This is a genomic window from Bartonella sp. CL71SXKL, assembly GCF_042194935.1.
In the GTDB taxonomy this organism is placed as follows: Bacteria; Pseudomonadota; Alphaproteobacteria; order Rhizobiales; family Rhizobiaceae; genus Bartonella.
Genome location: NZ_JBHINI010000002.1, coordinates 121,180 through 131,367, shown reverse-complemented (window position 1 = coordinate 131,367; position 10,188 = coordinate 121,180). Strand labels below are relative to the sequence as shown.

General features: G+C 37.4%; 10 protein-coding genes. 6 read left to right on the top strand and 4 right to left on the bottom strand.

From position 1 onward, the window contains the following. Positions 1–71: 71 nt before the first annotated feature. The gene (locus ACFILA_RS01735) at positions 72–1,325 is read left to right on the top strand and encodes a CCA tRNA nucleotidyltransferase (protein ID WP_375660535.1); all 1,254 of its coding nucleotides are present in this window, start codon (positions 72–74) and stop codon (positions 1,323–1,325) included. A gap of 616 nt (positions 1,326–1,941) precedes the next feature. Here ACFILA_RS01735 and ACFILA_RS01730 read toward each other — a convergent pair. Continuing rightward, complete coding sequence (locus ACFILA_RS01730) at positions 1,942–2,418, bottom strand: tRNA (cytidine(34)-2'-O)-methyltransferase (RefSeq protein ID WP_273791242.1); 477 nt, start codon at positions 2,416–2,418, stop codon at positions 1,942–1,944. Positions 2,419–3,142: 724 nt separating this feature from the next. Between ACFILA_RS01730 and petA the strand changes: the two genes are divergently transcribed. From petA to ACFILA_RS01710, 4 genes are all read left to right on the top strand, one after another. Further along, positions 3,143–3,691, top strand: a complete 549-nt coding sequence (petA, locus tag ACFILA_RS01725; protein WP_375630845.1) for a ubiquinol-cytochrome c reductase iron-sulfur subunit — start codon at positions 3,143–3,145, stop codon at positions 3,689–3,691. 4 nt (positions 3,692–3,695) lie between these two features. Beyond that, a complete protein-coding gene (locus tag ACFILA_RS01720; protein WP_375660534.1) occupies positions 3,696–4,949 on the top strand; it encodes a cytochrome bc complex cytochrome b subunit in 1,254 nt (417 codons plus the stop codon). Then, a complete protein-coding gene (locus ACFILA_RS01715; protein ID WP_375660533.1) occupies positions 4,943–5,839 on the top strand; it encodes a cytochrome c1 in 897 nt (298 codons plus the stop codon). The genes ACFILA_RS01720 and ACFILA_RS01715 overlap by 7 nt, the downstream gene beginning before the upstream one ends. A gap of 110 nt (positions 5,840–5,949) precedes the next feature. Next, positions 5,950–6,390, top strand: a complete 441-nt coding sequence (locus ACFILA_RS01710) for a PRC-barrel domain-containing protein (protein WP_273791238.1) — start codon at positions 5,950–5,952, stop codon at positions 6,388–6,390. Between the two features lie 159 nt (positions 6,391–6,549). Here the strand turns inward: ACFILA_RS01710 and ychF are convergent, their stop codons facing one another. Then, on the bottom strand, positions 6,550–7,653 hold the full coding sequence (gene ychF, locus ACFILA_RS01705; RefSeq protein WP_375630839.1) for a redox-regulated ATPase YchF: 1,104 nt from the start codon (positions 7,651–7,653) through the stop codon (positions 6,550–6,552). A gap of 266 nt (positions 7,654–7,919) precedes the next feature. Here ychF and ACFILA_RS01700 point away from each other — a divergent pair, with 266 nt between their 5' ends. Then, complete coding sequence (locus ACFILA_RS01700; protein WP_273791236.1) at positions 7,920–8,663, top strand: L,D-transpeptidase; 744 nt, start codon at positions 7,920–7,922, stop codon at positions 8,661–8,663. A gap of 190 nt (positions 8,664–8,853) precedes the next feature. Here ACFILA_RS01700 and pth read toward each other — a convergent pair whose 3' ends face one another. Together pth and ACFILA_RS01690 are read right to left on the bottom strand one after the other, a co-directional pair. Further along, on the bottom strand, positions 8,854–9,480 hold the full coding sequence (gene pth / locus ACFILA_RS01695) for an aminoacyl-tRNA hydrolase (RefSeq protein WP_375630837.1): 627 nt from the start codon (positions 9,478–9,480) through the stop codon (positions 8,854–8,856). A 76-nt stretch (positions 9,481–9,556) separates the two neighbouring features. Continuing rightward, positions 9,557–10,186, bottom strand: coding sequence for a 50S ribosomal protein L25/general stress protein Ctc (locus ACFILA_RS01690; RefSeq protein WP_273791234.1), 630 nt, complete (start codon positions 10,184–10,186; stop codon positions 9,557–9,559). Positions 10,187–10,188 lie beyond the last annotated feature (2 nt).

Genomic DNA, 10,188 nt, shown 5'->3' with positions numbered 1-10,188 from the left:
GTCTTAAAAATTTTGTTTTATGAAGAGAGTTCTTTAAAGCAGTGAAGACAACTTTTTTGAAAGGTTAAAGGGTGAATATAAGACAGAACTTCAAACAGGTTGCGTGGTTACAACAAAGTGATATTCAAACACTTCTTCGTGTTTTGTCTGAGGAGGGGGAAGAGGCGCGTATTGTAGGGGGAGCAGTGCGCAATCAACTGCTAGGGCAGCCTATTAGTGATATTGATATTGCAACAACCTGTTTGCCGCAACAGGTTATTGCACGTGTAGAAGAAGCAGGATTTAAAGCTATTCCTACAGGGATTGCTTTTGGTACAATAACAGTAATTGCTCATTCATGTTCTTATGAGGTTACAACGCTTCGCTGCGATATTGAAACAGATGGTCGTCATGCAAAAGTGGCATTTGGTCGTGATTGGAAAAAAGATGCTGAACGGCGGGATTTTACGATAAATGCACTTTATTGTGATGCTGCTGGAAACCTTTATGATGATGTGGGAGGTTTGAGTGATATTGCTAGCCGAACAGTTCGTTTTATTGGGGTTGCAGAAGATCGTATTTGCGAAGATTATTTGCGTATTTTACGGTTTTTTCGCTTTTTTGCGTGGTATGGAGCAGGGCGACCTGATGTGCAAGGATTGAAGGCATGTGTTCGTTTAAAACACGGTTTAAAAAAACTTTCTTCTGAACGTATTTGGGCAGAAATGAAAAAGCTTCTTGCGGCGTTTGATCCAACGCGTGCTCTTTTATGGATGCGACAAAGCAGAGTTTTGGCACTCATTTTTCCTGAAACAGAACGATGGGGCATTGATGCAATTCACGCATTGGTGAAGACAGAACAGACTCTTGGTTGGAAAGTTGATCCATTATTACGGCTAGAAAGCCTTCTTCCTCCTGACCCCATACGTCTTCATGAAATGGCACAGCGCTTGCATTTTTCCCATAAAGAAAGAACGCGATTAAAAGAATGGGCAGAGTTAGAAATAATAAACCAAAACTGTTCTGATCATTTTGTGCAAAAACTGATTTATTTTCATGGACGACAGCCAGTTTTAGATCAATTATCGTTGTCTGTCGCTGCATCACATCTTAATCATCTGGAAAAAAGTGATGCTTTGCAAAAAGCAGAGGGTTATGTCAAGCTTCATCAGCTTGCCAAAAAATGGCAGATTCCAACTTTTCCCATTAATGGTAACGATTTAATAAAGAAAGGTTTTGCTAAAGGTGTACTTTTAGGAAAAAAGCTTAAAGAGTTAGAAATGATATGGGTTGAAAGTGGATTTTTAATGGATCGTCATGTATTATTAGAAAAAATTGATTTATAACATTTCTGTTTATATTTTTTAAGTCAACATATTAATTTATAAGCATCATTATTCATGTGAAATAAGAGCTCCAAATATTGTAAGGTTATTTCAAACCTGTTCATATTAGATCAATCAAAATTATTTGCCTTAGATGTCACAAGTGAGGAAAAGTGATTACAGAGAGGAAAAATGTCTCTTATGAACCATCTCAAAGATAAGGATTCTCGAAAATGAGAATGAATAAAGAGAATAGTGATAGCGGTTTGCACTTTGTATGAGCATGAAGAGGGGGATATCTAATGGATTTTTACTAGGAGGAGTATTTAATCATTTATAGGTGGTGATATGAAATGGATATGATGGGCACTAAGAAATGTTTATTTTATCAGCACTTAATTGTTGGAAAATGATAGGCATTATACACTCTAACTGTTTTTTATATATTGTATATTGTTTTTCGTAATAATTTATGTTTTTTTACAGGAATTCTGTAAGTTATTCCAAAAGTATTATTGAAACGTATGCGCTTTTAATTACTTATTATACGCTATAAAAAATATTTTTTAATTATTTAAAACCATATTTTATGTATTTTTATCGTTCTATTAAAAATTTTAGTGGAATTGTTGTGTTTTTATAGATTACAGGTTCTTTCATGATAACCAATTTGGCGTAATGCTTCTCCTGTTGTTATGGCTACGCTCATGGCGAGATTTAGAGAGCGTGCCTGTGGTTGCATGGGAATTTTCAATGTGTAATCGGCCGCTTCATGAACATAATCGGGAACGCCAGCTGTTTCACGACCAAAAAGTAAAACATCATTTCTTTGATAGCATATCTGCGTATAGCATGTTTTTGCTTTTGTACTTAAAAGCAACAGGCGGCGGTTTAAGTGTTTCATGGAGCTTATAAAATGTTGCCAATCAATGTGTCGTTCTAAGGAAGCATATTCGAGATAATCCAATCCTGCGCGTTTGAGATTACGATCCGACAGATTAAAGCCTGCAGGTTCAATAATGTGCACATGTAAACCAAAGCAAGCGCTAAGACGTAAAATCGTTCCAGTATTACCAGCAATATCAGGTTGGAAAAGAGCTATATGAAGTGTCATGTTCTCTGTAATATGATTTTTCTTTCGACTTTGTAAAGAAGCACCACAATTTATTCGAAAAATATGCTTTGAGAAATACATGTTTTTACGGTTAATTTTTATTCCCTTTAAATTTCAGGGAAAAAGTTATGTATATAGGTCTGTTTGGGATAAGAGAGAAGCTCCCTATTAGAGACTTCCTTTTATTGAGCAATCCATGAAATGGATTGGCTCATTATGTTGAAAAGTGGGGTATTTAATGAGGTTAGATCATCCATTTTAATTAAAATCAACAAAATATGCTTTTTATGCAAAAACAGAAGCAAAAAAAATACTCATGCAACCAGTTGGAATTGAGGAAGGGAGAGATGCTGTAAATGTGTTAAAGAAATAACCGATAAGCTCAACTTATTTACTGAGATATGATCATAACAAGACAATGTTTCTTTCTTTAGAAGTGTTTATTTACATGCTATCTCTGATTTTCACGGGTGGGGGAGTAATTTTGATTGATTAATATGAATAGGTTTGAAATGAAAGAAACTTACGGTGTTTCAGGATTTCATTCACTCTGTAAAACGATGAATTATCATTATAAAACAGTTTTTGTATAAACCATACAAATGGCAGGAGTTTTTTACGGGGATGTTTTCATGGTTGAGGTAACTGAATGATCAAGCATTGTACAATGGGAGAGGGTATGGTAAAAGAATGTTTTAGCAAAGTGTCTCTTTAAGTTAAGTCCATGGGTGAGCAAACGAGGCGGGATTTTCTGTTTTTGGTAACAGCTGTTGCAGGAGCAGTTGGAATGGGAGCGGTTGCGTGGCCTTTTATACGTCAGTTGCGTCCAGATGAAGCTGTTTTGGCATCTTCCTCTGTTGAGGTTGATCTTTCTGGTATTGAAGAGGGGATGTCGGTAACGGTAAAGTGGCGAGGACAGCCTGTTGTTATTCGAAATCGTACGGCAAAAGAAATTGCTGATGCGCGCGCTACTGAATTGAGACTTCTAAAAGATCGTCAAGCGCGCAATCCTAATCTTGAAGGTGAAAAAGAAGCAACAGATTTTGCGCGTTCAGCAGGTAAAGGACGTGAAAATTGGCTGATTGTTATTAATCTTTGTACGCATCTAGGCTGTGTAACACTTGGGCAATCGGGTAAATTTGGAGGATGGTTGTGTCCCTGTCATGGGTCTGTTTATGATACCGCTGGAAGAGTGCGGTCAGGCCCAGCTAACTATAATTTGGTTATTCCACCTTACCAATTTCTTTCTGACACTTTGCTCAAAATAGGATAAGGTTATGACAAGGTTTCCTCCTTATTGTCCTAAAAATGCTCTTGCTCGTTGGTTTGATAAGCGTTTTCCTCTTCCTCGTTTTTTTTATAATACATTTGTGACTTTTCCTGTTCCACGTAATCTTAATTACTTTTACACATTTGGCGGTATTTTGACCATTATGCTTTTATCACAGCTCTTGACTGGTATTGTCTTGGCTATGCATTATGTTCCAGATATTCATTTGGCTTTTGAAACTAGTGAACGATTTCGGCGTGAAGGGCAGTTTGGTTGGCTTTTTCGTCCATGGCATTGTGTAGGCTCTTCGTTTTTTTTTATTGCTGTTTATATCCATTTGGCACGTGGACTTTATTATGGTTCTTATAAAAACATGCGAGAAATGGTATGGGTTACAGGTATTTTTATTTATATCATCATGATGGCAATAGCATTTTTTGGTTATGTGCTTGTTTGGGGGATGATGTCTATTTCAGCGGCTTCAGTGATTGCAGGGCTTTTTAAAACGATACCTTTGGTGGGGACATGGTTGCATGAGACACTTCTGGGTGGTTATGTCGTAGGACAACCAACGTTGAATCGTTTTTATGTTTTCCATTATGTTTTATCATTTATTTTGCTTCTTTTTGTGGGGCTGCATATTTGGGCAATCCATTGTGTTGGGCAAGGTAATCCAACGGGTCTTGCTATACAATCAGATAAGGAAACAGTTCCATTTTCGCCTTATGCGCTTATCAAAGATATTTTTGCTATTACTGTTTTTCTGATCTTCTTTGCCTGGTTTTTGTTTTATATGCCCGATTATATGGGGCAGGCTGAAAATTATAGTGTGGCAGATCCTTTAAAGGTACCTCTTCGTGTGGTTCCAGAATGGTATTTTTTGCCTTTTTATGCGATGCTTCGTGCTATAACCTTTGATATTGGTATTTTCTCTTCAAACTTTGTTGGCTTTGTTTTATTCGTCAGTTCGATTTGCATTTTAATTTTTGTGCCATGGTTAGACCGTTCTAAAATATGTTCAGCAAGATATCGACCTGTTTATAAAATTTTCTTTTGGGCGTTGGTTATTGATGTCGTTTTTCTTGGTTGGTTGGGGTCAAGAGAAATAAGTGATAAAATTCTTTTATGGACACAATTGGCTACTGTTTATTATTTTATATTTTTTTTGGTTATTTTGCCGATTTTGCCAGCGTTTGAAAAAAATTGTTCTCTTCCTTCTTCAATTATGCAAGATTTAAAACAGAAAAAGAGACTATGGTAAATGTTTTTGTCGGACTGATTTTTATTGTTGCTATGAGCTTTTCTGCTCAGAGTTTAGCGAGTGATGACTCTGATCAGGAAGAGGGATTTATTTCTTTTCCTTTACAAGTTCCTAAAAAACAAGAATGGAGTTTTTCAGGTCCATTTGGGCTTTATGATAAGGCGCAATTGAGGCGCGGATTAAAGGTTTATAAACAAGTTTGTTCCAGCTGCCATGGGCTAAAATATGTGGCTTTTCGCAATTTAAAAGCTCTAGGGTATGATCAAGAACAGATTAAAGCTTTGGCGGGGCAATATGAAGTGCGCGATGGCCCTAATCGAGAAGGAAAATTTTTTAAACGTGCTGGGGTTGCAACGGATTATTTTCCTTCTCCCTTTTCACATGAAGAAGAAGAAAGATTTATTTTGAATAGTGCTTATCCTCCAGATTTGTCATTGATGGCACGTGCACGTGGGGTATCTTTGCCGTTTCCTGCTTTAATTACTGATGTATTAACTCATTATGATACAGCTGGTCCAGATTATATTACAGCTCTTTTAACAGGATATCAGAAGGCACCGAAGGAGATAAAAATTGCGAATGGTTATTGGTATAATCCTTATTTTATTGCCGGTAATTCTTTAACGATGGCTCCTCCTTTGAGTGATGGTATGGTTGCTTATGAAGATGGAACTCCAGAAATCATTGAACATTATGCGCGCGATGTTTCTGCTTTTTTGATGTGGGCTGCCGATCCTCATATGGAAATTCGTAAAAAAACCGGTTTTCGTGTTATTTTATTTTTAATCATTTTTGCAGGGCTTGTTTATATTTTTAAAAATCGTATTTGGTGTGGTTTAGAAAAAGAGTTAGAGAAAGAAATAAAAGACGAAATAAAGAGAAAAGGGTAAAGCGACAAGACTCGAAAGAGTATAGAGTATAAAGAGCATAAGGAACAAATCTTTTTATGATGCATTGAGGTTTTATAAAGTAAAAGCAAAGTAAAAATGGAGATGTTAAAATGAAAAAAATTGCATGTACTACTCTTATGTCAATTTTGATGGTTTCTAGTACTTATGCTCAGTCTTTTGAAGTGCCTTCAAAACCTGAAATGATCTCTTCGACGGGTATTGTACAGGTGGGGATAGATAAGTCTGTGCGTTATGTGACACCTTTAGCAACGGATTTTGTAGCTTCCAGTCTTATAGGCGCCAATGTATATAATATAGAAGATGAAAATATTGGTGAAGTAAAAGATATTATTTTACGTGAAAATAATATTGCAGGATTTGTTATTGCTGTTGGTGGTTTTCTTGGCATAGGCGAGAGTTATGTGGTCGTTTCTCCAGAAACAATCCAGATGACAAATGATTATGGTAAATGGAAACTCATTACAAATGCGACAAAAGATTCTTTAAAGGACGCTCCAACATTTAAATATGAAGGGCGTTGGACACGCTAATTTTATATTTTCATTCTTTAATGGATAGAACTGTTGCTATCATAATCATATGCTAGCAACAGTCTTTTTGTTCTAAAAACACTTGAGAGCTTTTGCGACAAGATTCTAGGGAGCTATTACCAAAGTTTTCAAGATAAACTATTAAGACAGAGTGAAGATTTAAGTATTATGTTTAAATAACATGATATCGCCATCTTGCACAATGTATTCTTTTCCTTCATCGCGGGCTTTTCCTGCTTCTTTTGCACCGCTTTCTCCACCCAGAGCAATATAGTCATTGTAGCTGATGGTTTGGGCACGAATGAAACCGCGCTCAAAATCTGAGTGAATAACGCCAGCTGCTTGGGGAGCTTTTGTACCACGCGTAATTGTCCATGCTCGTGTTTCCTTAGGCCCACAGGTGAAGTAAGTAATGAGATCAAGTAAATGGTAACCAGCGCGAATGAGGCGATTGAGACTCGGTTCAAAGAGTCCTAAAGCATTGAGATATTCTGATGCTTCAGCATCACTCAGTTGTGTGATTTCCGCTTCGATAGAAGCAGAAATGATAATGCTTTGCGCATTTTGCTCTGTTGCCATTTTTTCAACTGTTTGGGTAAAGCTATTTCCATGAGCGGCGTCATTTTCGCTTACATTACAAACATAAAGTACAGGCTTGGAGGTTAAAAGATTCAAGCTTTTAAGAATGTGGTGTTCATCGGAAGAGATATCTTTGAGCAATAACCGGACAGGGTTTCCCTGTTGCAGTATGTTTAATGCTTTTTCCATAATAGGCAAAATTGTGAGAGCTTCTTTGTCTTTTCCGGTTGCTCGTTTACGAATTTGTATGATTCGTCTCTCAAGACTTTCAAGATCCGCAAGCATGAGTTCGGTTTCAACCGTTGTTGCATCACTAACAGGATCAATACGTCCCTCTACATGGGTAATATCTTCATTTTGAAAACAGCGTAAAACGTGGACAATGGCATCGACTTCGCGAATATTGGCTAAAAATTTGTTTCCTAAACCTTCGCCTTTTGAAGCTCCTCGCACAAGCCCCGCAATATCGACGAAGTTAATGCGTGTAGGAATCATTTCTTTTGAACCAGCGATTGATGCAATTTTTTCCATTCGTAAATCTGGAACAGCAACTTCACCGGTATTGGGTTCAATAGTACAGAAAGGATAATTGGCAGCCTGTGCAGTGGCTGTTTTTGTTAATGCATTAAAAAGAGTTGATTTCCCAACATTAGGTAATCCGACAATACCGCATTTAAAGCCCATGAGAGTCTTTCTTTTCGTTTGATTTTGTAGTCAAGATAAAGCTTCTTTTTTATAGCATATTTTCAGAAGAGTTATAGTCCTTGCCTTGCGATAAGTGAGAAAAAAGTATAAAGTAGCGGGTATCTGCTTTTTTTACCTTAGTTCTTCTTATCTTAATTCTCTCCTTAGTTTCAAGGATAAGAAAACTTCGAATTAATGTTAATATTGTGCTAAGTTTTTCATGGTATGCAAATCTGCATAAATAATTAATCGGAGAAAATAGAAGAGTGTTATCTCGTTGTGCCTTTTTAATTGCAGCACTTTTGGCTTTGGCTGGATGTGCTACACATCAGTCAGATATGTCATCGGTTTCTTTTCAACAAGTTCGATACATTCCACCAGAAATACAGGCTTTGTATGGTCCTGTAACGAATGAGACTTATTCGTTACCTGCTGTTGATCTTGCGACAATTGATCCAAAATATTGGCGACAAGAAGTGATTTATTATACATCTTATCCAGCTGGAACATTGGTTGTAGATACGCAAGAGTGTTTTCTTTACCTTATTGGTGAAAATGGAAAAGCTTTGCGTTATGGGATTGGGGTCGGTAAGGAAGGTTTAGCATTTGAAGGTGAGGGGGTTATACAGCGCAAGCGTCGGTGGCCAAATTGGGCTCCTACTGCAGCTATGATGGCTCGAGAACCAGAACGTTATGGACATCTTGGGAAAGGAATGCCACCAGGACCCGATAATCCATTAGGTGCGCGGGCACTTTATTTGTTCAAAAATGGGAAAGATACACTTTTCCGTATTCATGGTTCACACGAATCGTGGTCAATTGGGCGTGCTATTTCAAGTGGGTGCATTCGTTTGCTTAATCAAGATATTATCGATCTTTATGATCGTGTTCCCGTTGGTTCGCGTGTTGTGGTATTGCAAAACAATAGGAGTATTCCTACAGTTTATAGTCAACAATCAAATGGCTATGATCCGCTACAGTCGACCATTCAGCCAAATGAATTTTTTTAATTTTGGGGAGAAGATTGGAGAGAGCTGTTTAAGTATTTTGGTTTTCTGTTCAATCTTCTCTTTTTCTTAAAAGAGAAAATAAGCCTTTCTTTTTCAAAAGTGCATACAAGCTTGTATTCTGATTCTATTTTTTAGCTTCTCACGTTGCCAACAGATTTTTCCTTTGAGAAAGTTTATAAGAGGATTTTTTTTAAGAGTTCTTATCCATATTCTTCACGCGACTGGGACACTCAAGCCAATGGTTTTGATTGTTTTTTATCGTTTGTGAAACTTCATTCATAAAGAGGGATTTCTCATCTTTTATAAGGAGAGCAATATTTTTTGCAATTGCCTCTAAGAGAGGGGATAACCATTCTTGATCAGATTTGGTGAAATTTCCCAGAACATGCTGATGAACAAGTTCTTTGCTTCCAGGATGACCAATTCCTATGCGTATCCGACAATAGTCAGTACCACAATGGGCATCAATAGACTTAATGCCATTATGCCCATTATTTCCTCCACCAATTTTTATACGAACTTTTCCCGGTGACAGGTCTAACTCATCATAAATGATGATCAAATTCTTCAAATCTAATTTATAAAATCGCAAAGCTTCGCCAATAGCTTGACCAGAAAGATTCATGAAAGTTTGTGGTTTTATAAGAAAAATTTTCTCATTACTTATGAAACCATTGGAGATTTCTGCTTGAAACTTCTTTGACCATGGAGAAAAAGAGAAGGACTGATAAATGGCATCAACAGCCATAAAACCGATATTATGGCGGTTATTTTGATATTGTAAACCAGGATTGCCAAGACCAGCAATAAGCCACATGTGTATCTTCAGTCAAAGTATGAGTAAGGGTAATGTCTCATAAATTAAGGCGGAAAAAATTCCCGCCTTTTGAGTTTTATGAAGTTTCCGTGTTTTCTTCATCATTTTCTTGTTCAGAAGTTTCATCGCTGACATCCATGCCAGCAGGAGCTGCAATGGTTGCAATGGTAAAGTCTCGATCTTGGATGATGGGAGTCACATCTTTTGGCAGTTGCACTGCTGAAATGTGAATAGAATCACCAATAGAGTAGCTGGAGAGATCAATTTCAATAGCTTCAGGAATAGCACTTGCTGGAGCTGTACATTCAATTTCGTGCCGAACAATATTGAGGACACCACCCTTTTTAAGTCCAGGTGCCGTATCTTCATTGAGGAAGTGGACAGGAATATTCACTTCTACAACGGATTTTGCTGAAATGCGTAAAAAGTCTACATGGAGGGGAAAGTCACGCACGGGATCTAATTGATAATCTTTTGGCAAAACCATAATTTTTTGCTTGTCAAGAATAATCGTTGCAATGGTGGTACGAAAGCCACCGGCATGAATTTTGTAGAAAATTTCTTTATAGGGAACTGTTATTGCCAAGGGTGGTTGTTTTTCACCATAAATGACAGCAGGAATAAGACCGTTGCGGCGAAGTTCACGGGAGGACCCCTTACCAACCCGCTCGCGTTTTTCGGCCTTAAGAGTGTAGCTTTTACTCATAA

Excerpts from the sequence above, each read along its gene's own strand:
- ACFILA_RS01730 (WP_273791242.1), bottom strand. The coding sequence starts at position 2,418 with ATGACACTTCATATAGCTCTTTTCCAACCTGATATTGCTGGTAATACT.
- petA (WP_375630845.1), top strand. The coding sequence starts at position 3,143 with ATGGGTGAGCAAACGAGGCGGGATTTTCTGTTTTTGGTAACAGCTGTT.
- ACFILA_RS01720 (WP_375660534.1), top strand. The coding sequence starts at position 3,696 with ATGACAAGGTTTCCTCCTTATTGTCCTAAAAATGCTCTTGCTCGTTGG.
- ACFILA_RS01715 (WP_375660533.1), top strand. The coding sequence starts at position 4,943 with ATGGTAAATGTTTTTGTCGGACTGATTTTTATTGTTGCTATGAGCTTT.
- ACFILA_RS01710 (WP_273791238.1), top strand. The coding sequence starts at position 5,950 with ATGAAAAAAATTGCATGTACTACTCTTATGTCAATTTTGATGGTTTCT.
- ychF (WP_375630839.1), bottom strand. The coding sequence starts at position 7,653 with ATGGGCTTTAAATGCGGTATTGTCGGATTACCTAATGTTGGGAAATCA.
- pth (WP_375630837.1), bottom strand. The coding sequence starts at position 9,480 with ATGTGGCTTATTGCTGGTCTTGGCAATCCTGGTTTACAATATCAAAAT.
- ACFILA_RS01690 (WP_273791234.1), bottom strand. The coding sequence starts at position 10,186 with ATGAGTAAAAGCTACACTCTTAAGGCCGAAAAACGCGAGCGGGTTGGT.